The following is a 25,457-nucleotide window of genomic DNA, read 5'->3' as shown; positions in this document are numbered from 1 at the left end:
TCTGACAAACCGAAGGTTTTCACCTTCAATCACCGCTGGTAACGCTGTGCGTCCCCGGCAGCGGATGCGTACTTTACGGATTCGCTGCCGTCTTGGCAAGGGCTTTTGTAAAAAAACTCCAACATTCGTCTATTACCCTAATGCCAGCAGTAGCATCCTCTCTATTTATGTAAGCGCAGGAATTGAGTCAGGCACTAATGACTCGGTGCTGAGATCAGCAATCGTTCGCGCACCGGTGAGCGTCATCGCCACCTTCATCTCTTTTTCGAAAAGCTCAAGCAGGTTAGCAACTCCTGCCTCACCTGCTGCTGCAAGCGCATAGATAAAGGCGCGACCAATCAATGCCGCATCTGCGCCCATGGCAATCATCCTTACTACATCCAACCCATTACGCACACCAGAATCAGCCAGAATGGCCAGGTCACCCTTAACTGCATCTGCAATAGCAGGCAGGGCACGCGCGGTAGAAGGCACGCCATCCAGCTGACGGCCACCGTGGTTTGAAACTACAATGCCATCAGCCCCAAAGCGGACTGCATCACGGGCATCATCAGCATCCAGTATGCCCTTAATAACCATTGGGCCATCCCACTGCTCACGAATCCAATCCAGATCTTTCCAGGAAATAGAGGGGTCAAAGTTATCGCCAAGCCAGGCAATATAATCTTCGAGCTCCGTCGGCTGACCACGATAATCAGACACGTTGCCTAGATCATGCGGGCGACCATGCACACCGACATCCCAAGCCCAAAGAGGATGCAACGCAGCCTGAAGCATACGCTTCATAGGCCCGCTTTTGCCGCTCATGCCTGAATGGGCATCGCGATAACGCGCTCCAGGCACAGGCATATCAACGGTAAAGACCAATGTTTTAACCCCTGCCGCCTTGGCACGCTCAAGCACGTGCTTCATAAAGCCCCGATCCTTCAATACATAAAGCTGAAACCAGATAGGCCGCTCCACTGCCGCTGCCACTTCGGCAATTGGGCATACGGAGACCGTCGATAACGTAAACGGTATGCCCTTCTTGGTCGCTGCCCGTGCTGCCTGGACTTCACCACGCCTAGCGTACATGCCTGTTAGCCCCACCGGCGCCAAGGCAAGAGGCATTGCCATCTTTTCACCAAACAGTTCGGTTTCCAGCGATAGCGACGACATATCCTTCAACACCCGTTGCCGCAACGCGATACCCGCTAGGTCTTCAACATTGTGCCGCAACGTATGCTCTGCGTATGACCCACCATCAGCATAGTGAAATAGAAACGGGGGAATACGACGCTTGGCAGCTAGGCGGTAGTCCGTCGGTGATGAAATGATCATGGCAGGCCCTATGCAATAAACAGATGCACTATCTATTAGTACTATCTATAAACGGTCATCGAAGCGTCAGTGTTAAACGCCCTAGATAAAATTGGTTTTACCAATTTACAAAAAATTAGCATCAACAGTAATGAGGCGTCGCAGTCGTGTCAAACGCGCATCGCGCACCATGGCGTATTTTGGCCATATACTTTAGTTATAAAACAAACAAGCGGTGCCAATAGTCATCAATTTGCTAGCCTTTTACTGTTGAGACAAACCATTAAAGCCCCTACTATTGGTCTTACCAATTATGAGGATCTGCACTAATGACTTATCCACCGCTCCGCCAGCAGCGCTTGGCTGATGTGATTACCGAGCGCCTTGAGGCAATGATTCTTGAAGGTAGCCTCAAGCCTGGTCAGCGCCTCCCCCCAGAAAGAGAGCTTGCTGAACGGTTTGGCGTGTCGCGCCCCTCTCTACGTGAGGCCATTCAAAAGCTTGCCGCACGAGGCCTGCTTACCAGCCGCCAAGGGGGTGGTACCTTCGTGAATGAAACGCTAAACAGCGGCTACACCGACCCTTTGTTGGAGATGCTTTCCCGGCACAACGAATTTCATTTGGATTTGCTTGAGTTTCGCGATGCGATGGAAGGCATTTCGGCTTATTACGCCGCGTTACGCTCGACGCCAGCGGACAAAGCCGTATTAATCCAGCGCTTTGAAGAACTTGACGGTGGATTTGTGGGCGCTAACCCCGCCCAGGAAGCAAAGTTGGATGCCGCCTTCCACCTCGCTATTGCAGAAGCCGCTCATAACGTACTGTTACTTCACACTATTCGAGGAATTTTTCATTTATTAGAGCAGAGCATCGTTGATAACCTCGCCCATCTTTTTGCAAAGCCTGACTCGCGCTCGCAGTTAATGAAGCAGCACCGCGCGCTGCTAGATGCGATTTTAGAAGGCCGTGCTGAAGATGCCCGCAGCCGAGCGCACGAACACCTAGTGTACGTTGAGGAAGGTCTTCTCGAGATGGCCAGAGCGGAAACACGCGCCCAGCGAGCCCTGCGTCGTGCCCAAGGTACCAGTAGCACACCCGCATGAGTCGCTTACCCCGTCTTCCAGACTATCGCTGGCGGCTACTCTGGCTGATCGCGATTCCACTAGGGCTCATGCTATGTATGTGGCAAGCCGCTCAACTGGCCCGCGAGCAGGCGCTATCAAACTTACAAGACGATGCCGAAAACGAGCTGCGGCTTTCTGCCGCCAACTTAAACGGTTACCTGCTGCGCTATGATTATTTGCCACAAATGCTGGCGACCAGGGAAGGCGTACAACGTTTCTTAGACTCCCCTGACAGCCAAGACCCCATGCCGCTCAACTTACTGCTTGACCGCTTTCGCTTTACCTCTGGGGTCTCTGATGTCTATTTGCTTAACCGTAACGCCGATACCATCGCTGCCAGCAACTGGCACCGCCCCAATACATTCATTGGTCAAAACTACGCGTTTCGCAGCTATTACACCGACGCCATTACCGGGGGGCAGGGGCGTTTCTTTGGTTTAGGCGTACAGTCGCTTGAGCGTGGTTACTACTTTTCTGCGCCGGTGTGGCTTGATGACACCTCGCCCGATGCAAAACCCGACGGCGTTATCGTCGTCAAAGTGCTGCTCGACGATGTTGAAGAGGGCTGGGCGGAACAGGACGCAGAGCTGTTTGTCACCGACAGCGACAATATTATTTTCATGGCCAGCCACCCTGAGCTACGCATGAATGCCCTCCATCCTCTCACCGACGACCAACGTGACACCCTCCGGGCAACCCGACGCTATGCAATGGAGCCTTTAACGCCTTCCGGTATTGAGCTTGAAGCCCCTTACGGATCCGATAGCTATCTCGTTAGCTTTGCTAGCGGCCCACTAATCGGTGGGCACTATTTAAGCCTTACGCGCCCCATCCCAGAGTTTGGTTGGCAAATGCATATTTTAAAACCACTCACCCCCGTAGTGAATGCCCAGTGGATTGCGGCACTGATGGCGGGAGGCTTATATGGCGTGGTGGCCCTGGGCGGAGGCATTGGTTGGCAACGCCTGCGTTTACGCCGAGAGCGCGAAGCATTTGCAGAACGCGAACGGCAAACCCTAGCCAGGGTACGCGATGAGCTAGAGGTTAGCGTAGAACGAAGAACACGTGATTTAGTCGCCAGTAATCAGCGGCTCTCTGGTGAAATAGAAGAGCGGCGGCGCGCAGAAGCTAACCTACGCCAAACCCAAGATGAGCTGATCCAGGCGGCAAAGCTTGCGGTATTGGGTCAATTGGCTGCCGGTATTAATCACGAGTTAAATCAGCCCTTAGCGGCTATTCGCGCCTACGCTGAAAATGGCCGACGGTTTATTGAACTGGCGCGGGTAGATAAAGCGGACGCCAACCTAGCGCAAATTGTCGAGCTTACCCAACGCATGGCCGATATTAGTGCCCAGTTGCGCCAGTTCTCTCGTAAGAGTAGCGAGCGCCAGGAAACAATCTCTGTGCAAGCCTGTATTGAGTACGCCCTGCGTTTATTTCACAGTCGCTTACGAGATGATGGCATCGAGGTAGTCCAGCAATGGCCCGAGGAAACGCTTTGGGTTGAGGGTGATTTGGTCCGCTTAGAGCAAGTACTGGTGAATCTGATCAGTAACGCATTACAGGCCATGAAAGAGGTAGCATCACCCATGCTGACGCTAAGTGTAGAAATCGCACAACAGCAAGTGATGATCAGTGTTGCCGATAATGGCCCAGGCGTCCCAGAAAACCACTTGGGCCAGATTTTCGAACCCTTCTTCACCACCAAAGCACCCGGTAGCGGATTAGGGCTAGGACTTTCGATTTCCTCACGTATTATGGAGGATCTGGGCGGCAAGCTGCAGGTAGCAAATCAGCCCACTGGCGGGGCACAATTCGTCATTACGCTACCCTGTTCAACAACACCTAACGTACTGCCGCCATACTCAGTCAAGGAGAATAACAACCATGCATGAGCCGTCGACGCTGCCGGTCATGGTGATCGACGACGAACCGCACCTGCGTATCACCGCCAGTCAAACACTCGAACTCGCTGGCTACACGCCTCACTGTTTTGAGTCTGCAGAACAAGCGCTTGAGGCACTACCAGCAAACTTTCCCGGCGTAATCGTGAGTGATATTCGCATGCCTGGAATGGACGGTATGGCGCTATTACATGAATTACACAGCCGTGATGCCACACTGCCGATTATCTTAATCACTGGCCACGGTGACATCTCAACCGCGGTCGAGGCGATGCGCGCAGGTGCTTGGGATTTTCTGGAAAAGCCTTTTGCTGGGGATCAGCTACTCGATGTCGTGAGACGAGGAATCGAAAAGCGCCAGCTGAGCCTGGAAAATTTACGTTTAAAAGCCGAGCTTGAGGTTCAGCAGGCAGCTCTTGGGCCACGCCTTGTGGGCCGCACACCGGTGATTTCTCGCCTGGCGGCAATGATTCAGCGCATCAGCCAAGTAGAGGCTGATGTGCTGCTATTTGGCGAAACCGGCACCGGAAAAGACCTTGTCGCCCGCGCCATTCATGAACGTAGCGCCCGGCGCAATAGTCCGTTTATGGCGATCAACTGCGGCGCAGTACCAGAAAACACCATAGAGTCAGAACTGTTTGGCCATGAGAAAGGTGCCTTTACCGGCGCTGTAGAACGGCGCATAGGTAAGTTTGAACATGCCAATGGTGGCACCGTGTTCCTGGATGAGATCGAATCCATGCCATTGGCACTTCAGGTGAAGCTGTTGCGCGTATTGCAAGAGCGTAGCGTCGAGCGCCTAGGGGCCAACGAAACGGTGCCACTCAATATACGAGTGATTGCGGCCACCAAAGTGGATCTCAAAGTCGCTGCTGAAGAGGGTAGCTTTCGCGAAGATCTCTACTATCGACTCAACGTGGTTACCCTGCCTCTGCCCGCGCTACGCGAACGGCGTGAGGACATTCCGCTGCTGTTCCAGCATTTCGCCGTGGTCGCTGCCAACCGTAGCGGTTTAGAAGCGCCCACCCTGGACAGCCATTCGATAGCCGCCCTGCTGGCTCACGACTGGCCTGGTAATGTTCGCGAACTGCGTAACCTTGCAGAGCGTTATGTGTTACTGGGGGCAGCCTTTGACTATCGCCTGGATGCACTACTGGAAGGGGCCAACGCCGACACCGAAGAGCCAACGTTGCCGCGCCAAGTAGAGCTATTTGAAAAGAGCCTGATTAGCCAATCCCTGTCCCGTCATCATGGGCGCGTAACCGACGTATGCCGTCATCTGGGAATACCCCGCAAAACCTTCTACGACAAACTCAAAAAACACAGTTTAAGCGCTGACGATTATCGCCATAGCAGCGACCCTTGATGAAACAACTCAATCAACACGTCCCACGGCGGCACCCAAGGCACCAAGGTAAATAGCGCAATCAGCATAAAGACATTCGAGAGTGGGCGACGGCCATCGCCCAGCTTTAGCGCGGTTCCAAAAGAGCGTTTTAACCGCGCACCTTCTAGGTCCACGCTGAAAAGCTCGTCCAGGCTCAAGTGAATGATAAACCCTAGCAGTACCGCTGCACTATGGCACCAGGCCAGCCAAGCCGGCTGTGCCAGCAAGTGAAAACTGAACGCTGCCGTCACCAGCGCACACAGCACAGCCGCCATCAATGAGTGCCAAATACCCCGATGAACCGTTAGCCGTGAGAACACCACCGCCGCAAAATAACGCACGCTAACGTAAATGCCACCACACGCCACTAGCAACAAACCGGGTGTTAACCAGGGCTGCAACAACAGCACACCAAGCACCAGCGAAGGCACCGATAAAAGATTAAAAATCAAACGGATAGAGCGAGAACGATCGGCATCTATGTCAGGCAAAATGCCGCCAAAGGCTACCAGGGCAATAATTAATAGCGCCTGAGTCGCTGGCCACCACTCAGCCTGCCAGCCAACATAAGCCAATAGCACGCCGCCTGCTGCTGCTACCGTAATGTGCGTGCGAAAATTCGCCATAGCGCGGCATCCTGGAAAACTGGATAAATTACCAGACTTTTGGCTGCCGCAACATGACTATTTAAGAAAAAAGAGTGTTAGGCCAACTGCTTAGCACCTACATTAGAAAATCTACTGAGCAAGGAACTGATCTTTTAACTTAACGTAGTTACCTGCCGTGTAAGGAAAGAAAGCGCGCTCTTTATCTTTAAGTGGACGCAATGCTTTCGCCGGGTTTCCAGCATATACATGGCCACTTTCCAGGCGTTTGCCTGGCGTGACTACCGCGCCAGCAGCAATAATCACCTCATCCTCGACAATCGCCCCATCCATCACAATTGCCCCCATCCCCACCAAAATTCGGCTACCCAGCGTACAGCCATGCAAAATCGCTTTATGGCCAATGGTGACATCATCACCAATCGTCAGTGGAAAGCCATCAGGATTGAAATCGCTGGCATGGGTAATATGCAGCACGCTGCCATCCTGCACGCTAGTACGAGCGCCGATGCGGATCCGATGCATATCACCCCGAATCACCGTCATCGGCCACACCGAACAGTCATCGCCCAGTTCTACATCACCAATCACCACGCTAGCGGGGTCGATATAAACCCGTTCACCAAGACGAGGCGAAATACCTTGGAAGGGTCGTAGGGCATTGCTCATTGCACACTCCTGCTTCACGCGATTGGATTCAAATATTCAAGGACTATAGCAACCCGCCGAGCAATACAATAAACGTCAGCGGAATCGACACCCAGCGTACAATATTACGCCAGAGTACATAGCCACTTTCCCCAACACCCAATGCTTGTACAACCTGCACACGGGGCATCACCCAGGCCGCGAAGATAGCAATTAACAACCCGCCCAAAGGCAGGAAAATATCAGGCGGAATACTACTGACTAACTCAAACACATTGCGTCCAAACAACGGCCTGAAGTCGGCGAGAGTAGAAAACGAAAACGCCGAAAGCAGCCCCAACAGCCATACACTTAGCGCTACGACGGCCGTTGACACACTGCGCCGCCATCCAAGCCCTTGCAACGTTGCCACCATGGGTTCAGCAAGGTTAATCGCTGAAGTCCAGGTAGCCAATAAGAGCAACAAAAAGAACACACTTAACCAAAACGCTCCCCAAGGCAGCTCAGAGAAAGCAATAGGCAGCGTCACAAACATCAACCCTGGGCCGTCAGCAGGGTCCATACCTTGGGCAAATACCACCGAAAAGATCGCAATCCCTGCTAACAAGGCGACGCTGATATCGAGCATTGCAACTGCAAACGCAGCTTTCGGCAGGCTCTGCTCATCAGGCATATAAGCCCCATAAGCCATTAGCGCGCAGGCCCCCACTGCCAGGGTAAAAAACGCATGCCCCATGGCATGCAACACCACTGTGGCCGTTACATCGCCAAACGACGGTAAAAACAGCCATGAAAGCGCTGTACCAAATCCATCAGTGGTTGTGGCATAACCAGCCAGTAGCAACAATAAACCGTACAGCAGCGGCATTAATAGGTTGTTCAACCTCTCTAGGCCTTTGGCAACACCCGCTGCCACCACCGTCATGGTCATAAATAGGAACAACGAGTGGTTAAAAATCAACAGGCCTGGGTTGGCCAGAAACGCCTCGAAACCCGCGCCTATTTCTGCTGCGCTTGCGCCATCGAAATCCCCGTTGATGGAAGCGACTAAAAACTCAATCGACCAACCTGACACCACCGAGTAAAACGATAAAATACAGAAGACGGTGAATGCACCAAACAACCCTAGCCAGCGCCAGTGTCGAGAAGCACCTGCTTCAACGGCCAGTCTACTTAGCGCCTGCATTGGCCCACGGCGCCCTGCCCGACCAATTAAAATCTCGGCCATCATGACGGGGATACCTAACAGCAGTACAAACGCCACATAGATCAATAAAAATGCCGCACCACCGTTCTCGCCTGCAACGTACGGGAAACGCCAAATATTACCCAGCCCAACTGCAGCTCCCGTTACCGCTAAGATAAAGGCCCGCTTTGACCCCCAGCGCTCCAGCGTTTCACTCATCACTTGCTCCTGCCATTGGTGGCACTAGTTGGCGACACTAAAAGGCGGCAAGACTAGCAGGCGCTTACGCCCAGGCCAAACCCTGGTGTAAGCCATAGTATTCAGCCCAGACATTGAAACACGGCCTCACCGCCCGCACTGTGTCATTATTATTGCGTTTTTATGCGCCCCTAACGTATTAAAAACGTTGCGAGTTAAAAATTAATGCCTACGAGGTGCCTATGTCCCGCAATCCGTTGCTAGAGCCGCACGAGCTTCCCCCTTTCGCTGACATTCGCGCCGAACACGTCGTGCCTGCGGTAGAAACGCTGCTGAATGAAAGCCGAGAAGTCATCGACCGACTCGCTCAACAGGCCGCTACAGCGCCACCACGTTGGGATAACTTTGCCGTGCCGCTAGAGGCTGTTAATGACCGGCTTACCCAAGCGTGGTCGCCCATCTCGCATCTCAACGGCACGATGAACACAGCCAAGCTGCGGGAGGCTTATCAAGCATGTTTGGAAAAACTCTCGGCGTTTAGCACCTGGATGGGACAACACGAAGGTCTCTTTAAAGGCTGGCAAGCGCTTAAGCAGGGTGATGAATGGGCAACGCTAACGCCTGCTCAGCAGCGCACAGTAGAAAACGCTTTACGTGATTTCCGCCTAGCTGGGGTTGATTTACCCGCTGACAAAAAGGCTCGCTACGGCGAGATTCAAGCGCGCCTCTCCACCTTATCCAATCAGTTTTCAAACAACGTGCTCGATGCGACCCAAGCTTGGCATAAGGATATTGGCCACCTTGATGAACTCACCGGCGTGCCGGAAAGCGCGCTTGATACGCTGAAGGCAACCGCCCAGGCAAAAGGCGTTGATGGGTACCGTATCACCCTCGATTTCCCGAGCTTTTTCCCCATTATCAGTTATGCCGATAACCGAGAGTTGCGGCGAGAGGTATACACCGCGTTTGTCACGCGTGCTTCCGATCAAGGCCCAGACACAGGTAAGTTCGATAACGCTCCCGTTCTTGAAGAGATTTTGGCACTCCGTCAAGAGCTCGCCCACCTGCTTGGCTTTCATACCTACGCCGATTACTCGCTCACCACTAAGATGGCCGATTCCCCCGAACAGGTGCTTGAGTTTTTGAATGACTTAGCTCGCCGCGCCGTTCCCCAGGCCAAGGAAGAAGTCGCGGAGCTCAGCGACTATGCCCGCGAAGAATTAGGGCTTGAAACGCTTGAGCCGTGGGATGTGGCCTATGCCAGCGAAAAGCTGCGCGAAGCCCGCCACGCCATCTCACAAGAGCAGCTTCGTCCTTACTTCCCTGCGCCACAGGTGGTAGATGGGCTATTCCAGGTAGTCGAACGTCTTTACGGTGTTCGCGTGGAAGCAGCGCCTGATGCGCCTAGCTATCACAACGATGTTCAATACTTCCGCATTACCGAACAAGGTAAGCCGATCGCCGGTTTCTATTTGGATTTGTACGCTCGCGAAAACAAGCGTGGCGGCGCGTGGATGGCCGATTGCCGAGTACGTCGTCAAACTGAAAATGGCCTACAACTGCCAGTGGCATTTCTGACCTGCAACTTCACCGCCCCAGTGGGCGATAAACCCGCGCTGCTAACCCATGATGAAGTCACCACGCTGTTCCATGAGTTCGGCCACGGCTTGCATCACATGCTGACCAAACAGGACATCGCCGATATCTCTGGCATTAACGGTGTTGCGTGGGATGCGGTTGAGCTGCCCAGCCAATTCATGGAGAACTACTGCTGGGAACGCGAAGGGTTGGACCTGATCGCCAAGCACGTCGATACTGGTGAGCCTCTGCCCGCTGACCTGCTAGCGCGTTTACAGGCTGCCAAGAACTTTCAGTCAGCAATGGGAATGGTGCGCCAAATAGAGTTTTCATTATTCGACTTGCGCCTGCACCATGAGCTGGAAGCGCCTAGCGCCAGCGACGTTCAAACGCTACTGGACGACGTCCGTAGCCACACATCCGTCGTGCCGACGGTTGACTTTAACCGCTTCCAGAATAGCTTTAGCCATATTTTTGCGGGCGGCTATGCGGCGGGCTATTACAGCTACAAATGGGCAGAAGTGCTCTCTGCCGATGCTTGGAGCGCGTTTGAAGAAGCAGGGATTTTTGACCCTGACACGGGCCAACGCTTCCGCCAGGAAATTTTGGAACCAGGCGGTGCCAGGGATGCCGCCGAGCTATTTCGTGCTTTCCGAGGCCGCGAACCAAGCGTAGAGCCATTATTACGCCATAGCGGTATCCGCGCTGCCTGAGGTTTATTTTCACTATCACCGGGTGCGGTATCTGTCTTGTTACCGCACCCTTGGAGCCTGTTATGTCGAGTGTGAAACGCTTTATTGCTGGGGTAACCTGCCCACGCTGCGCGGCCATGGACCGGATTCGCGCCTGGGAGCAAAACAACATTCGCTACCGGGAATGCGTTAACTGCGATTTTTTCGAGCAGTTGCCGATTGAAGATGAGACGGCACCAGAGCTGACTACCCGTGTTAACCAAGTACGCGAAGAGCAAAAAACACAGGATGTACAGCCCGTACGCATTCTCGACCCCGGTAAACCTAAACGTTAACCGCCTATTCCCAGCATTTAGGCTACCGCGTTTAATTTAAGCCTCCACCACGTTGGGGGCATACCAACCCCTCACTCCTCACTTGGAATGCCCCTGAAAAAGTAGACACCTTTTTCAGAGAGAAGGTGTTATGAAATATAAGCGTAGCCCCAGGTATTCCGATGAGTTTAAACGTGAAGCCGTGCAAACGTCACTCTCTTCACCGCAGACGCAGACAACGCTTGCTGCCAAACTATGTATACATCCAAATACATTAAGTCGTTGGCGCAAGGAGTTGACCATGGATCACACATCGTCTGACAAGAAAATTGCCAATGATGGCCCTGAAAAAAGCGTTCAGGAGCTTGAAAATGAAATCAAGAGATTAAAAAAGCAGCTAAGAAGATCCCAGCTGGAGACTGAAATTTTAAAAAAGGCGGACGAGTACTTTATCAAGCACGGCAAGTAAAATTTGCTTTTATTGAGATCCATCGCCAGTTGCGGTGGCCGCTCTCAATAACTTGTGAAGTACTCGGTGTCTCTCGCTCAGGTTACTACCGATGGAAAGGTCGCCAACGGTGTCCTGGAAAAATGCAAAAGCGCCATCAAAGCATCACGTCTTTTTTGCTAGAGCGTGCCAAGAAAATGAACAGTGTGCCCGGTTATCGGAAGCTATGGATTGAAGCTCAAGATGAAGGGTACCGCTGCGGGAAGAATCAGGTTCAACGCCTCCTTCAAGAAGCAGGCTATCGTTCCTGTACCGCCTTGAAACCCGGGTATCGGCGCGCTGTGTCGACATTACCCGTTTTGCCTAACTTACTGAATCGGCGATTTTCAGTTGGCGAGCCGAACAAGGTTTGGGTCTCGGATATTACCCAGATTCGCTGTAAGGAAGGATGGCTCTATCTGGTGGCGGTCATGGACCTTGGTACCCGTCAAATCGTTGGTTATGCGCAGGGGGCAGTCAACAGTTCACAGCTGGTGTTAAACGCGCTGGAGTCAGCCTGGAAGCATTCTCAGCCGGTCGGAAAGGAATTGCTTTTTCATTCTGACCAAGGCACACAGTATCGCAGCGAAGAGGTGATGGCGTGGCTTAACGGCCGTGAGGTCACAATAAGCATGTCTCGCCGAGGAAATTGTTGGGATAATGCCTGTGCAGAAAGCTTTTTTGCCTTGCTCAAGAAGGAATGGACAAAGCCGCTAGGCACTATAGAACGAAGCGATATGGGCGATGAGGTCCGATACTATATTGATGAGTTCTATCCAAAAATGAGAAGGCACATGGCGCTAGGAGGTCTCACTCCCAGCGCCTATGCTGCGAACAGTTAAGCCCAAGTGTCTACAAAAATGGGGGCATACCAGGGCATACCAACTCCTCACTCCTCACTCCTCACTCCTCACTCCTCACTCACGAAAGTGTGCGAAAAACCACACATCAACTAACCTATGGTGTGCGAAACCCCAGACACTTAACGCTTTTTTAGTTTCAACCAAAGTTGAATAAAAAATCTTTAAGTAGCTGATTTTAATAATCAGCCAGCCTATTGGCATGACTATCGCTGTATATAAACTGCTTAACGTTGAAGCCACTGGCTGTGCCAGCACGCCAGACGATAATCCCAATAACAGCTTAGGAAATCTCGCCATGCGCAATATGATGCCTAAAACCGTCGCCCTTCTTGCCAGTAGTGCCCTTCTAGCAGCAGGCACTGCCCAAGCAGACCGCTCAGAATGGCCCGATAACTTTACTGTCGGTACCGCAAGTCAGGGCGGCACCTACTTCGTTTATGGCTCAGGCTGGGCTAACTTTATTGCTGATGAGCTGGATGTTTCAGGGGGCGGTGAAGTCACCGGCGGCCCGACTCAAAACCTTGCGCTCGTACACAGTGGCGATATGGCCTTTGGTCTAACGACGATGGGCCCAGCGTCGGACGCTGTTAACGGTGAAAGTCCGCTAGCGCCTGGCTTGGCAATGGACAACGTATGCGCGCTGTTCCCGATGTATGAAACACCCTTCTCTATTGCCGCACTTTCAAGCTCAGGCATTGAATCCATCTCAGATATTCCTGATGGCGCGCGCATCGGCTTCGGCCCAGCCGCTTCTACATCAGACACTTACTTCCCCGCTATCCTCGAAACGCTGGGCGTTGAGTTTGATCGTCGTAATGGCGGTTGGTCTGACTTAGGTGGTCAGTTGCAGGATGGTCTGCTGGATGTGATCGCGTTTGCAGCGGGTATTCCGATTCCTGCCGTTAGCCAACTCGAAGTGCAGACCGATGTGAACATCATTGAGTTTACCGAAGAAGAGATGGCCACCGTCCTGGACGCCTTCCCGGTTGCTGAATTCACTATCCCAGCGAGCACTTACACCACACTGGAAGAAGACGCACGCGCTGTGTCTATGTGGAACTTCGCCATTGCGGGCTGTGATCTGCCGGAAGACTTTATCTATGAAGTCACCAAAGCCACGATGGAAAACAATGACCGTATGCGCTCAGTGCACCGCAGCGCTGAAACCACCATCCCAGAAAACATCATTCACAACAATGTGCTGCCCTTCCACCCGGGTGCCGCACGCTGGTACGAAGAGAATGGCTACGACATTGATGATGACATGATCAACTAAGCCAAGCCCCTCTTCACGCTGCCCTGTTTTCCGCTGGTCGGGCGGGGCAGCGTTCGCTACCGCCTCTTTTTTGCTTTTGCTGTGAGGGTGACCTCTGATGAGTCACAATACCGATCAAGACCCCAACGGCCTCAAGGATGACGCCCAAACTGCTTCATCAATACCCGAGTCAATTGCCGAGGGTGTCGATGAAGAGGTTGTCGAGTCCAACCGCCGCGTGTTTGTTGGTTGGCAGTTCTTTTTGTTTGCCGCACTGGCCATTGGTTATTCAAGCTTCCACCTGTTTTCGCTCAATGTGTACCCAATGGAAACCTGGTCGTTTCGCATTGTACACATTGCCGGTGCGCTAATTTTAGGGTACGGGCTGTTTGCCGGTGCTCGCTTTGCAGAAGATGATCAGCAAGCCTCCCCGGCATGGCTCAAATGGGCCAGCTACGCGCTCCTAGCGCCTGCGATCTATGCACTTATACAAGTTGTTTTGATGCAGCAAACACTCAATGGCGGTGCCATGCGCATCGACCCCAGTATTGAGACACTGCATTACGGCTACCCACTGATAGCCACCACAGCTGCAGCGATTGCTCTCTCGTGGTTCTATCGTCAGGCACGCCACCGCTTTAATCCCGCTGACCTCGTTCTGATGGTGTGCGCCATCGCCAGCGCTGCTTACTTGCTAATGGCCTTTAATACCAATATGCGCATGTCGACAGGCACCTCGTTTGCTCCTCCCGGCATCTCCTGGGCGGCCATTGCGGGCTCACTGCTGATTCTTGAGCTTACTCGTCGCGTGGCGGGTTTAGCGCTGGTGGTTATTTCAGCGGTTTTCTTGGTCTATGTCTTTGCTGGCCAGCATCTACCAGGCTTCCTAGGCTACCCAGGCTTGTCTGTGCAGCGCTTCTTCAGTCAGGTCTATACCGATGCGGGCATTCTTGGCCCAACGACGGCGGTATCATCGACTTATATCATTTTGTTTATTATTTTCGCGGCGTTTTTACAGGCCTCCAAAGTAGGCGATTACTTCGTCAACTTTGCGTTCGCAGCCGCTGGCCGTGCCCGTGGCGGCCCGGCGAAAGTATCTATTTTTGCTTCCGGCTTAATGGGCATGATCAACGGCACATCAGCGGGTAATGTGGTATCAACTGGCTCACTTACCATCCCACTGATGAAAAAAGTCGGCTATCCGGCGCGCAGTGCTGGTGCCATTGAAGCAGCGGCGTCTACGGGTGGTCAGATCATGCCGCCCATCATGGGGGCAGGCGCCTTTATCATGGCGGAAGTCACCGGCATTCCTTATACAGAAATTGCGATTGCGGCGGTCATTCCAGCCATTCTTTACTTCGCCTCTATCTACTTTATGGTGGATTTTGAAGCGGCGCGTAAAGGCATGCGTGGCATGCGTAAAGATGAAATCCCGCTGTTCTCCAAGCTGGTTAAACAAGTCTACCTATTCGCGCCAATCATCATTCTTATTGTCGCTCTCTTTATGGGCTACTCTGTCATTCGTGCCGGCACGCTAGCCACCGCATCAGCGGCAGTTGTTAGTTGGATCTCACCCAATAAAATGGGTATTCGGGCTATTTTGAGAGCCCTCCAACTAGCGGGCATCATGTCGATTCAGATCATCGCGGTGTGTGCTTGCGCGGGCCTTATTGTTGGCGTTATATCACTGACGGGCGTCGGCGCGCGCTTCTCTTCACTGCTGTTAGGTCTTGCCGGGGTTAGCCAGCTATTGGCATTAGTGTTTGCCATGCTGATCAGTATCCTGCTCGGCATGGGCATGCCTACCACGGCAGCCTACGCGGTAGCGGCATCGGTGGTGGCGCCCGGCCTGATCAATATTGGTATCGAGCCGCTCGTCGCACACTTTTTCGTGTTCTACTTCGCGGTTGTGTCGGCCATTACGCCGCCAGTGGCGTTAGCATCTTACGCCGCCGCCGGTATTTCTGGGGATAACCCCATGGGCACATCGGTCGCTTCGTTCAAAATTGGTCTTGCTGCGTTTATCGTGCCGTTTATGTTCTTCTACAGCCCAGCGATGCTGATGGAAGGCTCCGCGATGCAGATACTGCGTGTCGGTGTGACCGCCACACTGGGGATTGTCTTGCTTTCAGGCATGGTGCAAGCATGGTTCTTTGGACCGGTAAATACCTTACAGCGTGTGGTTATGCTGGTCGGTGCGCTGTTTATGATTTACGGCGGCATTTACAGCGATATTGCTGGCCTTGCGATTGGCGCAGCGCTGTTCATTATGCAGCGTAAGCAGCATGGCGATAAGGCAACACCCAGCACCACATGACGGCGCAATCGGCTATTCACTTAACCACTAGCCATTAACAGCCCAACGAAAACGCCCGTTCGAGTACTCTAGAACGGGCGTTCTTCTTGATCATTAAGCTAGGCTCTGGAAGGGCGCTCTAGCCTCTCAGGTTATCAACAATTTTCAGTACGGGTGCTGCCTGATTAAGCGTGTAGAAGTGTAGACCAGGCGCACCACCATCGAGTAAGCGCTCACATAAACGGCTAACCACATCGGTGCCAAAAGCGGCAATAGCGTCACTATCATCACCATAAGCTTCCAGCTGCTTACGAATCCAGCGGGGAATTTCTGCGCCACAGGCGTCTGAAAAACGCGCCAATTTGGTGTAGTTAGTAATCGGCATAATGCCAGGAATAATCGGCTGTTCGACACCTAATGCCCGGGCTTTTTCAACAAAATGGAAGTAGGCATCCGCGGTAAAAAAGTACTGGGTGATGGCCATGTTGGCGCCAGCCTTCATTTTACGAGCAAAGTTTTCCACATCCTTGTCGAGGTTGGGTGCCTGTGGATGAGATTCAGGATAGGCAGCCACCGCAATATCAAAATGGTCACCGGTTTCCTCGCGAATAAACTCAACCAGTTCGTTGGCGTAGCGCAACTCACCAATGCTTCCCATGCCCGATGGCATGTCACCACGTAACGCCACTAAACTGTCGACGCCCTCTTCACGATACTGCGCTAGCAGGTCGCGCAGTTGCGCTTTTTCACTGCCAATGCAGGAAAGGTGTGGCGCGGTCGTAATGCCGCTCTGGCTAACGGTGCGCACAATATCGCGTGTGCGTGCTTGGGTGGAACCACCAGCACCATAAGTGACCGAGAAAAAGCGCGGTTGTCGAGCGGCCAGTTCATCGCGCACGTGCATTAACTTCTCTCTTCCTGCATCGGTACTGGGCGGAAAGAATTCAAAGCTAATACCTAGCGGGTGCTCTTGACTGCTCATGGGACTTCCTCGTAAAGCGTTAACATCGTGATAATTTAGGTTATTCTCCTCTTTCCGCCGCGCTGGAGCTAATGAAAGATTCCACGGTCGGCCTTTAATTCGGCTCATGTTAGCTATTTACGCAACTACTTAGCTATTCACACAACGATGTCGTTACCTAGCGACTCAGGATGCAGAAATGGATTTAGCACCAAGCGCCCTAATGGGGCCACTGCTGATGTTATTGGGGTTTGTAGGCTTGGGGTGGATTGCCGCACAGCGCTTAAAAATCGACCCGCGCCCCATCGCCACATTACTGGTTTATCTGATCGCACCACTGACCATTTTCCGTGCACTGATGAACGGCGGCCCCACGGCAGAGTATCTGCTATTAACGCTGGCGCTATTCATCTTGGTAAGTACCATGGCGCTGGCCGTACGCTGGTTTACCCAGCACCGCTTTGGGCCACAGGAAGGGGCGCTGTTAGCGTTCTCCTCTGGCACTGGCAATACCGGTTACTTTGGCCTGCCCGTGGCGCTAATTTTACTGCCGCCAGAAGGTGTCACGCTTTATCTCTTCTGCATGTTAGGGATTAATCTATACGAGTTTACGGTGGGTTTTTACTTAAGCGCCCGCGGCCACTTTTCTATGCGCCAAAGTCTGATCAAAATTGCTCGACTGCCGTTGGTTTACGCGTTTTTGTCTGCGCTGCTGCTGAGTGCACTCAACGTGACACTGCCCAGCGCACTGATGAACTCGCTTGACGTTTTCCCTGCCACCTACACCCTGCTAGGCATGATGATTATCGGCATGACCCTTAGCCAGGTGACGCTTGATGCTTGGGACTCCCGCTTTGTTGCCACCTGCGTGGGCTTACGATATCTGCTTTGGCCGTTGGTAATGCTAATCGCTGTTTTATTGCTTCAGACCCTGGGGCCGCTTACGCCAGAACTCGGTATGGCATTACTGTTGCTAGGCGTCGTCCCCATGGCCTCTAACGTGGTGGTGGTCGCGATGGAGCTAGGGATTCAACCGCAAAAAGGAGCATTAGCGGTGCTTACCACCACGCTATTAGCGCCATTACTCATTCCTCTCTATCTCCACCTCATGCTGCGCCTTACCGGGCTAGGTGACCTCTGAATAGGTTAAAAGCCTTCAACCCCCACCAGCTTTAGCTGAGCAGCCATCCGCTGCACGTCTGGGTGGCTGAAAAATGCCACCAGCGCGTCAGCACGTACGGAGCCAACGTTGGGTTCGGCTTGCCAATCTGTAGATGTGTAGCTTGCTAACGTATCCCAGTCGCCTAGCTGGGCGCTGCCACCTGGTGGCATCCCTAACGCCGTTAACCACTGAGAATAGGAGGCCGCTTGTGCGGCCTGGAACTGAGCGACAAGCGCTGCTGAACGAACGCTTCCCACGCCATGGGCCCGCTGAAGCTGTTCCGGCGTTGCTGCCAGCCAGCCCAGCAGTTCAGTCACGACACCCGCCTCCATAAGCGCTTGCCAAGTCCCTTCTCCCACGCCTTGCATGTTTAACTGGTCACTTAAGAAGCTAAGCCGCGCCAGCAGCTGCGCGTCGCAGTCCGTGGTAAGCGTAAAGCAACTTAACAGGTGATAACGCTCTGGCGAGGGAACGCCAAGGGCCGCTCGCTCCTGGGTTTGCCAAACGACTTCCGTTGCCTGGGGAATAGTGAGACCCGCCAATGTTATCGCAATGTGATCGCCTGGGCGCACGTCCCATGCTTCCCAGCGCTCCATAGACCCCAGAGACACACGACTAATGCGCCGTCCTTCTAGCGTCACTGGATAAAGCCACAACAGCGGCGTCAGGCGCCCTGTTCGGCCAATGCGAAACTCGACACCGCGAACCTGAGCTAACGCCTGCTGAGCGGGATATTTCCACGCAACTGCCCACTCCGGCGGCGATGATGTCCAGCGTTGAACCCCAGGACGTTCGGACTGTTTCAGTACCACTCCATCGGTGGCGAACGGCAATAGGCCGTTAAACCACCTATCGCGCCAGTTGGCGGCGTCATGCTGGGCATTAATAGGATGGGTGTAATCGGCGGTATCAAAGCCTAACGCGGTCAGTTGGCCTAGCCTTTCGTTCATCTCAGTAGGCCCCTCTGGCCAGTCCCAGATAAACAGCCCAACCCGCTCACGGGTTTGCCGCGCAGGTGATATTTGAGCCATAGCCCCAGCAACAGCACCTCGCGCACCAGAGGCGGGGTTCTGCGACTGAATATGGCCATTCAATATCCAGTAGAGCTCGCCTTGGAATACGGCGGATAGCGGCGTTGGCAGTGTGTTTGGCACAGCGGGGAGTTGCTGTACACGAGCCGTCCAGTTCTGACCACGTTCGCCGTCACCGCGGCTAATCGCTTCGACCAACACGCCCTGTTCGTAGCGTAGCGTTATCGCCACACCATCGACCTTAGGCTGGATCCAAAGATCATCTCGGCGGCTCATAAAGCGTCGCACACCGTCATCATCGGCCTTATTCAAGCCCGTTTGCGCCACGGGATGATCTAGCGTGCCAGCGCTACGGGTGACTCTGGTTAGCGGTCGATGCTGGGGCACTTCCCCCAGGCAGGCTTGCCAATTTGCTAGCCGAGCAACTGCTTGATCGTAAAGCGCATCATCAATCAGTGATTCGCCCTGATCGTGATAAGCGCTGTCCCATCGAGCAATATGCTCTGCCAATGTTTGACGCTCTTGCGCCAGCCGTTCACGGGGCCAATCAGGGCACACATTGGCATGTGCGGATAAGGTGACACTCATTAACCAAACAACCAGTAACCATTTCCAGCCTGCTGCACACCACTGTCTCATGCTCCACCTCTCCCTCTTACCTCCCTTATCCATAAAGTAATCTTAGCGTAAGGCTTATCATCCCGTTCAACGCACAACAAAAACGCCCCTTGGCGTAGGCCATAGGGGCGTTCTCTCTTACGACAGGCGTTGCTTGGTTTACAAACCGGCAGCCTGACGCAGAGTGTCGGCTTTATCGGTTTTTTCCCACGGGAAGGCGGTAAAGGTTTCTGTATGCACTTGGCCTTTGTCGTCTACCCAGCTGTAGCTATGCTCAAACGGCTCACGTCCAAAGTGACCATAAGCAGACGTGAGGCGGTACATCGGGTGTAGCAGGTCGAGCATTTTGGTAATCGCGTAAGGGCGCAGATCAAAGTGCTCACGCACTAGCTCGACAATTTTAGCATCGTCGACTTTACCGGTGCCGAAGGTGTCGATGGAAACCGACGTCGGTTCGGCAACGCCGATCGCGTAGGAGACCTGGATTTCGCACTTATCAGCCAAGCCTGCGGCAACGACGTTTTTAGCCACGTAACGGCCAGCGTAAGCGGCACTGCGGTCAACTTTTGACGGATCCTTGCCAGAGAAGGCCCCACCGCCATGGCGCGCCATACCGCCGTACGTATCGACGATAATTTTACGCCCAGTTAAGCCACAGTCGCCCACCGGGCCGCCAATAACAAACTGGCCGGTCGGATTAATGTGGTACTGGGTATTCTCATCCAGCCACTCAGCGGGAATCACCTGCTCGACGATTTCGCGCTTAACCATTTTGCGCAGGTCGTCTTGGCCGATTTCCGGGTCGTGCTGAGTAGACAATACGATAGCATCGACGCCACAGGGTTTGCCTTCCGCGTTATAACGGAACGTTACCTGACTTTTGGCATCTGGGCGTAGCCACGGCAGCAGACCGTTTTTGCGCAGCTCCGCCTGACGCTCAACCAAACGGTGCGAGTAGTGAATTGGCGCCGGCATAAACGAATCGGTTTCGTTCGTCGCGTAACCAAACATCAACCCTTGATCGCCAGCCCCCTGATCTTCAGGTTTCGTGCGGTCGACGCCCTGAGCGATATCAACGCTTTGCTTGCCGATCAGGTTGATCACCCCACAGGTTGCACCATCAAAGCCCACGCGAGATGAGGTATAGCCAATATCGGTAATCACATCACGTACCAGCGCTTCCAGATCAACCCACGCAGAGGTGGTGATCTCACCAGCAATAATGGCAACGCCTGTCTTCACCATGGTTTCACAGGCAACGCGGGCCTGTTTATCTCGGGCGATAATGGCATCTAGTACCGCGTCGGAAATCTGGTCGGCAATCTTATCAGGATGCCCTTCTGAGACAGACTCGGAGGTAAACAGGGAATATTCGCTCATCGCGCTCTCGACCCTCTGTATGACGGCTGCAGAGTGACCGCAGCATCAGCAGGAAATCATGGCAGGAAGTTCAGTTCCCTGCCCATATATAGAAGCGGCACGACCATTTTCGCTACCACTTCGGGAGGCAGAGTCTACACGCTGTTGGGGGTTCTTCCCAGAACGTGGCTCCAGAATTTGCCGCCGCCGGGGAAGTCAGCGACAATAGCGCCTTTATTATTTCCGTTTTCAGGCGAGGAGCACCCCCATGCCGTCCCGTTTTGAGCTGGCCAATGCCATTCGCGCCCTTTCCATGGATGCTGTTCAGAAGGCCAAATCTGGCCACCCTGGCGCGCCTATGGGCATGGCTGATATCGCCGAGGTGCTGTGGAATGACTACCTCAAGCACAACCCCGAAGATCCCAAGTGGGCTGATCGCGACCGCTTCGTGTTGTCTAATGGCCACGGCTCAATGCTGCTTTATTCGCTGCTGCACCTCAGCGGCTATGAATTAAGCCTGGAACAGCTGCAGAATTTCCGCCAGTTGCATTCGCCTACGGCTGGCCACCCCGAATTTGGCTACGCCCCAGGCATCGAAACCACCACCGGTCCGCTGGGCCAAGGGTTCGCCAACGCCGTTGGTTTTGCGATTGCTGAAAAAACGCTGGCCGCGCAGTTTAATCGCCCTGGCCACAACATTGTTGATCACCATACGTGGTGCTTCCTGGGTGACGGCTGCTTAATGGAAGGCATCTCCCATGAAGCCGCATCGCTGGCAGGTACTCAACAGCTTGGCAAGCTGATTGCCCTGTATGATGACAACGGCATCTCTATTGATGGTGAGGTGGAAGGCTGGTTTACCGACGATACCGCTAAGCGCTTTGAAGCGTACGGCTGGCACGTGGTGCCAAACGTCGACGGTCATAAGCCGGAAGAGATCAAAGCGGCCATTGAATTAGCCAAGAGCCACGACGATAAGCCTAGCCTGATTATCTGCAAAACAATCATTGGCTTTGGCGCACCTAACAAACAGGGCAAAGAAGAGGCACACGGCGCGCCCTTAGGTGACGACGAAGTGGCCCTCGCCCGTAAGCAACTCGGCTGGGAACACGCACCGTTCCATATCCCCGAGCCCGTTTATTCTGCTTGGGATGCCCGTAACGCTGGCAAAACCCGTCAGCAGGAGTGGGATGCCCGCTTCGCCCGTTATGCCGACGCATTCCCAGCCGAAGCCAAAGAGTTTGAGCGCCGCATGAAGGCGCAGCTACCGGCAGAGCTGTCAACCACCGCGCTCATTGAGCAGGCTCAAGAGAAAGGTGAAAGCATTGCCTCTCGTAAGGCCTCTTTTGAAGCGTTGAATGTTATCGGCCCGCAAATGCCCGAGCTGCTAGGCGGCAGTGCCGATCTTGCGCCGTCTAACTTGACCTTCTGGAAGGGCGCCAAAGCCATCACGCCGGAAGACGCTAGCGGCAATTACCTGCACTATGGGGTACGTGAGTTCGGCATGGGCGCGGTGATGAATGGTATCGCCCTGCACGGTGGTTTCGTTCCGTATGGCGCGACCTTCCTGATTTTCATGGAATACATGCGTAACGCCGTGCGGATGGCCGCACTGATGGGCCAACAAGCCATTTATGTATTTACCCATGACTCTATTGGCCTGGGCGAAGATGGTCCCACCCACCAGCCGATTGAGCAGCTAACCAGCCTGCGCACAACGCCTAACCTGAACACATGGCGCCCCTGTGACGCGGTTGAAACAGCGGCTTCCTGGGATGCCGCGGTGAAGCGCCACGCTGGCCCCACCGCGTTAGTGCTCTCGCGCCAGAACCTGCCTCACCAGCAGCGCACCAAGGCGCAATTAGCGGCTATTCAGCGTGGTGGTTACATTTTGAAAGACAGCGACGGCACGCCCGAGCTGATTTTGATTGCTACCGGCTCTGAAGTATCGCTTGCCATGGACGCCGCAGCAGAACTAGAGCGGCAGGGTAGCGCAGTGCGCGTGGTTTCCATGCCGTCAACCTACTGCTTTAATGGCCAGGACGCGGAATACCGTGAAAGTGTACTGCCCAAGGCAGTCACCAAGCGGATTGCTATCGAAGCGGGCCATGCCGACTACTGGTACAAGTACGTTGGCCTGGATGGTCGTGTTATCGGCATGACCACCTACGGTGAATCTGCACCTGCGGGCGAACTGTTCAAACATTTCGGCTTTACGGTTGAAAATATTGTTAAACAGGCCAATGAGCTGCTGGGCTAACGCCATGCAGGCTAATCTAGCGTGGGTTCTGCCATGCCCGCGCTAAATGGTCTGCTTTGGCTAATTAGCTATTGGTTAATTGGGGAAGTGGTCATCCACTTCTCCGGTTTGCCTTTTTCTTCGGGGGTGGTGGGCATGCTACTGCTATGTGCCACCCTTGGCGTCTTAGGGCGCGTGCCTTCTAGTTTGGCGGCCGCAGCACAACCATTAATCGCGCTGCTGGCCATGTTGATTATGCCAGGCGTCGTTGGCGTGTTCTTTATTCTGGATGAACTCGCGGGTCAGTGGTTCGCCATACTCATTGCGCTATTGCTAGGGACGTTATTAAGCGTGATTACCACGTTATGGTTATTACAACGGCTAATTGGGCGATCAGATGCCCACTGATATGTTGTCCACTCTAACAGCCACACCGCTGTTTGCTGTAGGACTTACCCTTGCAGCCTATTTGCTCGGCAACCTGATTTTTAAGCGCTTGCGCAACCCTTCTTGGCTACCCGCAATTCTAATCGCTGCGTTGCTATTAGCAGCGGCACTTGTCGCGATAGGGCTGCCTTATTCGATTTACCAACAAGGGGCCTCATGGCTCACCATTTTGTTAGGGCCGGCGACCGTTGCCTTAGGCATGCCGCTCTATCAACAGTTGCCGCGCATTCGTGAGCTTTGGCAACCGCTGACACTTTGCTTACCAGTCGCCGCCGCACTAGCGGCCTGCTACGCAATCGGCATTGCTTGGCTGATGGGGGCTAGCCCGACTATTTTGGCGTCACTCGCCGCCAAATCAGTCACCGCGCCAATTGCCATCGGCATTACTGAACAGCTCGGCGGCAACGTAGCGTTACTCATGGGGGCGCTGTTAATGACAGGAGTCGTTACTATTCCCTTCGTGAGTGTCGTTGCTCGGCTGCTTAAAATTAACGATGAACGCATTATTGGTTTCGCACTGGGTCTCAATGGCCATGCCATTGGCACTGTGCGAGCCTTTGAACTTAGCCCAACGGCCGGCGCGTTTGCCTCGTTAGGCATGAGTTTAACCGGTATTTTTACCGCCCTATTGCTGCCACTCGCCTGGCGGCTGATCGGCACGGTCAGCTGAAAAAAAAACTCAGTTGAAATACGCTATCATTGAGCAATTTTTTGAGAGCCGCTTCGCGACATGGCTAATGCAAACTCGACATATCGAATTGCCATTAATGGTTACGGGCGCATTGGCCAATGCGTGTTAAGAGCGTTGGTTGAGCGCAACCACCCAGAAATTGAAGTGGTCGCTATCAATGAGCTATCTGATCTTGCGACAATTACCTACCTTACTCGCTACGATACGACCCATGGTCGTTTCCCAGGCGAAGTAGACAATGACGGTGAATGCCTGCTTATCAATGGCCAGCGCATACACGTTCTTTGCGAGCGTGATCCGCAGGCTCTGCCCTGGGCAGCACTAGACATTGATTTAGTTCTGGAATGCTCTGGAAGTTTCAAGGATCGTGCGACAGCGGAGCAGCATTTAGCCGCGGGCGCTAAGCGATTGCTGTTTTCTCAACCCGCCGAAAGCGATGTGGATACGACGATTGTGTGGGGCATCAACGAACATGAGCTCACACTCTCCCACCGCATTCTCTCAGCGGCCTCATGCACCACCAACTGCCTTGTCCCGTTACTCACCGTATTGGACGAAGCACTGGGGCTTGAACACGGCGTTACCACCACTATCCACTCGGCCATGAACGACCAGCCCGTCATTGATGCTTATCATCAAACGGATCTGCGCCTGACACGCTCGGCCATGCAGTCGATTGTCCCCGTAGACACGGGGTTGGCCGTCGGGATCAGCCGCTTGATGCCAAGTCTGTCCGGTCGTTTTGAATGTCTGCACGTGCGCGTACCCACCATTAATGTCTCTGCCATGGATGCCGCATTGACTGTGCGTTGTGATACGAGTGCCGAGCACGTTAACGACTTACTACGATCCGCCAGTCAGCAGCGCTTAGCTGGCGTATTAGGCTATACCGAAGCCCCCATGGCATCGATAGATTTTAATCATGATCCACGCTCTGGCATCCTAGACGCCACGCAAACACGGGTCGCGGGGACACGCTTAATTAAGCTGCTGTGTTGGTTTGATAATGAATGGGGCTTTGCCAATCGTATGCTGGATATCACCCAACGGCTGGCATCGCTTTCCAAAAGCAACGCTCGCTAGGCCTGCATCATGTCTTTTCATCTGCTTGAA

General features: G+C 53.6%; 20 protein-coding genes. 13 read left to right on the top strand and 7 right to left on the bottom strand.

Going from position 1 to position 25,457, the window contains the following annotated elements:
• Nucleotides 1-165: 165 nt before the first annotated feature.
• Complete coding sequence (gene lldD, locus NDQ72_00340; GenBank protein ID WKD28433.1) at nt 166-1,320, bottom strand: FMN-dependent L-lactate dehydrogenase LldD; 1,155 nt, start codon at nt 1,318-1,320, stop codon at nt 166-168.
• Nucleotides 1,321-1,628: 308 nt separating this feature from the next.
• On the opposite strand from lldD, the gene NDQ72_00335 reads away from it, so the two are divergent.
• From NDQ72_00335 to NDQ72_00325, 3 genes are read left to right on the top strand one after another with little or no spacing between them, the layout of a single operon-like run.
• Nucleotides 1,629-2,402: a GntR family transcriptional regulator gene (locus NDQ72_00335; protein WKD28432.1), complete on the top strand. Its 774-nt coding sequence runs from the start codon at nt 1,629-1,631 to the stop codon at nt 2,400-2,402.
• Nucleotides 2,399-4,318: an ATP-binding protein gene (locus NDQ72_00330; protein ID WKD28431.1), complete on the top strand. Its 1,920-nt coding sequence runs from the start codon at nt 2,399-2,401 to the stop codon at nt 4,316-4,318. Before NDQ72_00335 ends, NDQ72_00330 begins: the two co-directional genes overlap by 4 nt.
• Entirely contained in the window at nt 4,311-5,693 is a 1,383-nt protein-coding gene (locus NDQ72_00325; protein ID WKD28430.1) for a sigma-54 dependent transcriptional regulator, read from the top strand. Before NDQ72_00330 ends, NDQ72_00325 begins: the two co-directional genes overlap by 8 nt.
• Here NDQ72_00325 and NDQ72_00320 read toward each other — a convergent pair.
• The 3 genes from NDQ72_00320 to NDQ72_00310 all read right to left on the bottom strand — a co-directional run bounded on the left by NDQ72_00320 (nt 5,669) and on the right by NDQ72_00310 (nt 8,372).
• Nucleotides 5,669-6,340 carry a metal-dependent hydrolase gene (locus tag NDQ72_00320; GenBank protein ID WKD28429.1) on the bottom strand — a complete coding sequence of 224 codons (672 nt, stop codon included), beginning with the start codon at nt 6,338-6,340 and terminating at the stop codon, nt 5,669-5,671. The two genes, NDQ72_00325 and NDQ72_00320, sit on opposite strands and share 25 nt — an antisense overlap.
• Nucleotides 6,341-6,451: 111 nt before the next feature.
• Nucleotides 6,452-6,988 (bottom strand): gamma carbonic anhydrase family protein, encoded by a 537-nt coding sequence (locus tag NDQ72_00315; GenBank protein WKD28428.1) that lies wholly within the window; start codon nt 6,986-6,988, stop codon nt 6,452-6,454.
• Nucleotides 6,989-7,031: 43 nt separating this feature from the next.
• The gene (locus NDQ72_00310) at nt 7,032-8,372 is read right to left on the bottom strand and encodes a sodium-dependent transporter (protein WKD28427.1); all 1,341 of its coding nucleotides are present in this window, start codon (nt 8,370-8,372) and stop codon (nt 7,032-7,034) included.
• 221 nt (nt 8,373-8,593) lie between these two features.
• On the opposite strand from NDQ72_00310, the gene prlC reads away from it, so the two are divergent.
• The 5 genes from prlC (at nt 8,594) to NDQ72_00285 (ending at nt 15,857) form a co-directional block, all read left to right on the top strand.
• A complete protein-coding gene (gene prlC / locus NDQ72_00305) occupies nt 8,594-10,642 on the top strand; it encodes an oligopeptidase A (GenBank protein ID WKD28426.1) in 2,049 nt (682 codons plus the stop codon).
• A 62-nt stretch (nt 10,643-10,704) separates the two neighbouring features.
• On the top strand, nt 10,705-10,956 hold the full coding sequence (locus tag NDQ72_00300; GenBank protein ID WKD28425.1) for a YheV family putative metal-binding protein: 252 nt from the start codon (nt 10,705-10,707) through the stop codon (nt 10,954-10,956).
• A 130-nt stretch (nt 10,957-11,086) separates the two neighbouring features.
• A protein-coding gene (locus tag NDQ72_00295) for an IS3 family transposase (GenBank protein WKD28424.1) occupies nt 11,087-12,264 on the top strand; the annotation gives its coding sequence in 2 pieces (ribosomal slippage) (nt 11,087-11,378 and nt 11,378-12,264; 1,179 coding nt in all).
• A gap of 316 nt (nt 12,265-12,580) precedes the next feature.
• Entirely contained in the window at nt 12,581-13,561 is a 981-nt protein-coding gene (locus NDQ72_00290) for a TAXI family TRAP transporter solute-binding subunit (GenBank protein WKD30319.1), read from the top strand.
• A gap of 97 nt (nt 13,562-13,658) precedes the next feature.
• Nucleotides 13,659-15,857, top strand: a complete 2,199-nt coding sequence (locus NDQ72_00285; protein ID WKD28423.1) for a TRAP transporter permease — start codon at nt 13,659-13,661, stop codon at nt 15,855-15,857.
• A 118-nt stretch (nt 15,858-15,975) separates the two neighbouring features.
• Here the strand turns inward: NDQ72_00285 and metF are convergent, their stop codons facing one another.
• Entirely contained in the window at nt 15,976-16,818 is an 843-nt protein-coding gene (gene metF / locus NDQ72_00280; GenBank protein WKD28422.1) for a methylenetetrahydrofolate reductase [NAD(P)H], read from the bottom strand.
• 178 nt (nt 16,819-16,996) lie between these two features.
• Between metF and NDQ72_00275 the strand changes: the two genes are divergently transcribed.
• Complete coding sequence (locus NDQ72_00275; protein ID WKD28421.1) at nt 16,997-17,938, top strand: AEC family transporter; 942 nt, start codon at nt 16,997-16,999, stop codon at nt 17,936-17,938.
• A 5-nt stretch (nt 17,939-17,943) separates the two neighbouring features.
• On the opposite strand, the gene ligB is transcribed toward NDQ72_00275, so the two are convergent.
• On the bottom strand, nt 17,944-19,629 hold the full coding sequence (gene ligB, locus NDQ72_00270; protein WKD28420.1) for an NAD-dependent DNA ligase LigB: 1,686 nt from the start codon (nt 19,627-19,629) through the stop codon (nt 17,944-17,946).
• Nucleotides 19,630-19,767: 138 nt separating this feature from the next.
• Nucleotides 19,768-20,988, bottom strand: a complete 1,221-nt coding sequence (metK, locus tag NDQ72_00265) for a methionine adenosyltransferase (protein ID WKD28419.1) — start codon at nt 20,986-20,988, stop codon at nt 19,768-19,770.
• A 247-nt stretch (nt 20,989-21,235) separates the two neighbouring features.
• On the opposite strand from metK, the gene tkt reads away from it, so the two are divergent.
• Genes tkt through NDQ72_00245 form a run of 4 tightly spaced genes read left to right on the top strand, consistent with a single transcriptional unit; the run spans nt 21,236 to nt 25,427 of the window.
• Nucleotides 21,236-23,227 (top strand): transketolase, encoded by a 1,992-nt coding sequence (tkt, locus tag NDQ72_00260; GenBank protein WKD28418.1) that lies wholly within the window; start codon nt 21,236-21,238, stop codon nt 23,225-23,227.
• Nucleotides 23,228-23,260: 33 nt separating this feature from the next.
• Nucleotides 23,261-23,614, top strand: coding sequence for a CidA/LrgA family protein (locus NDQ72_00255; protein WKD28417.1), 354 nt, complete (start codon nt 23,261-23,263; stop codon nt 23,612-23,614).
• Entirely contained in the window at nt 23,604-24,323 is a 720-nt protein-coding gene (locus NDQ72_00250) for an LrgB family protein (GenBank protein WKD28416.1), read from the top strand. Before NDQ72_00255 ends, NDQ72_00250 begins: the two co-directional genes overlap by 11 nt.
• A 60-nt stretch (nt 24,324-24,383) precedes the next feature.
• A complete protein-coding gene (locus tag NDQ72_00245) occupies nt 24,384-25,427 on the top strand; it encodes an erythrose-4-phosphate dehydrogenase (GenBank protein WKD28415.1) in 1,044 nt (347 codons plus the stop codon).
• Nucleotides 25,428-25,457 lie beyond the last annotated feature (30 nt).

This window comes from Halomonas sp. KG2 (assembly GCA_030440445.1).
Lineage (GTDB): Bacteria > Pseudomonadota > Gammaproteobacteria > Pseudomonadales > Halomonadaceae > Vreelandella.
The sequence above is the reverse complement of the archived record's forward strand: the minus strand, read 5'-3'. Positions and strand labels throughout refer to the sequence as shown.

Bases quoted from the DNA above. Each gene is read 5' to 3' on its own strand.
- lldD (WKD28433.1), bottom strand. From the start codon at position 1,320: ATGATCATTTCATCACCGACGGACTACCGCCTAGCTGCCAAGCGTCGT.
- NDQ72_00335 (WKD28432.1), top strand. From the start codon at position 1,629: ATGACTTATCCACCGCTCCGCCAGCAGCGCTTGGCTGATGTGATTACC.
- NDQ72_00330 (WKD28431.1), top strand. From the start codon at position 2,399: ATGAGTCGCTTACCCCGTCTTCCAGACTATCGCTGGCGGCTACTCTGG.
- NDQ72_00325 (WKD28430.1), top strand. From the start codon at position 4,311: ATGCATGAGCCGTCGACGCTGCCGGTCATGGTGATCGACGACGAACCG.
- NDQ72_00320 (WKD28429.1), bottom strand. From the start codon at position 6,340: ATGGCGAATTTTCGCACGCACATTACGGTAGCAGCAGCAGGCGGCGTG.
- NDQ72_00315 (WKD28428.1), bottom strand. From the start codon at position 6,988: ATGAGCAATGCCCTACGACCCTTCCAAGGTATTTCGCCTCGTCTTGGT.
- NDQ72_00310 (WKD28427.1), bottom strand. From the start codon at position 8,372: ATGAGTGAAACGCTGGAGCGCTGGGGGTCAAAGCGGGCCTTTATCTTA.
- prlC (WKD28426.1), top strand. From the start codon at position 8,594: ATGTCCCGCAATCCGTTGCTAGAGCCGCACGAGCTTCCCCCTTTCGCT.
- NDQ72_00300 (WKD28425.1), top strand. From the start codon at position 10,705: ATGTCGAGTGTGAAACGCTTTATTGCTGGGGTAACCTGCCCACGCTGC.
- NDQ72_00290 (WKD30319.1), top strand. From the start codon at position 12,581: ATGCGCAATATGATGCCTAAAACCGTCGCCCTTCTTGCCAGTAGTGCC.
- NDQ72_00285 (WKD28423.1), top strand. From the start codon at position 13,659: ATGAGTCACAATACCGATCAAGACCCCAACGGCCTCAAGGATGACGCC.
- metF (WKD28422.1), bottom strand. From the start codon at position 16,818: ATGAGCAGTCAAGAGCACCCGCTAGGTATTAGCTTTGAATTCTTTCCG.
- NDQ72_00275 (WKD28421.1), top strand. From the start codon at position 16,997: ATGGATTTAGCACCAAGCGCCCTAATGGGGCCACTGCTGATGTTATTG.
- ligB (WKD28420.1), bottom strand. From the start codon at position 19,629: ATGAGACAGTGGTGTGCAGCAGGCTGGAAATGGTTACTGGTTGTTTGG.
- metK (WKD28419.1), bottom strand. From the start codon at position 20,988: ATGAGCGAATATTCCCTGTTTACCTCCGAGTCTGTCTCAGAAGGGCAT.
- tkt (WKD28418.1), top strand. From the start codon at position 21,236: ATGCCGTCCCGTTTTGAGCTGGCCAATGCCATTCGCGCCCTTTCCATG.
- NDQ72_00255 (WKD28417.1), top strand. From the start codon at position 23,261: ATGCCCGCGCTAAATGGTCTGCTTTGGCTAATTAGCTATTGGTTAATT.
- NDQ72_00250 (WKD28416.1), top strand. From the start codon at position 23,604: ATGCCCACTGATATGTTGTCCACTCTAACAGCCACACCGCTGTTTGCT.
- NDQ72_00245 (WKD28415.1), top strand. From the start codon at position 24,384: ATGGCTAATGCAAACTCGACATATCGAATTGCCATTAATGGTTACGGG.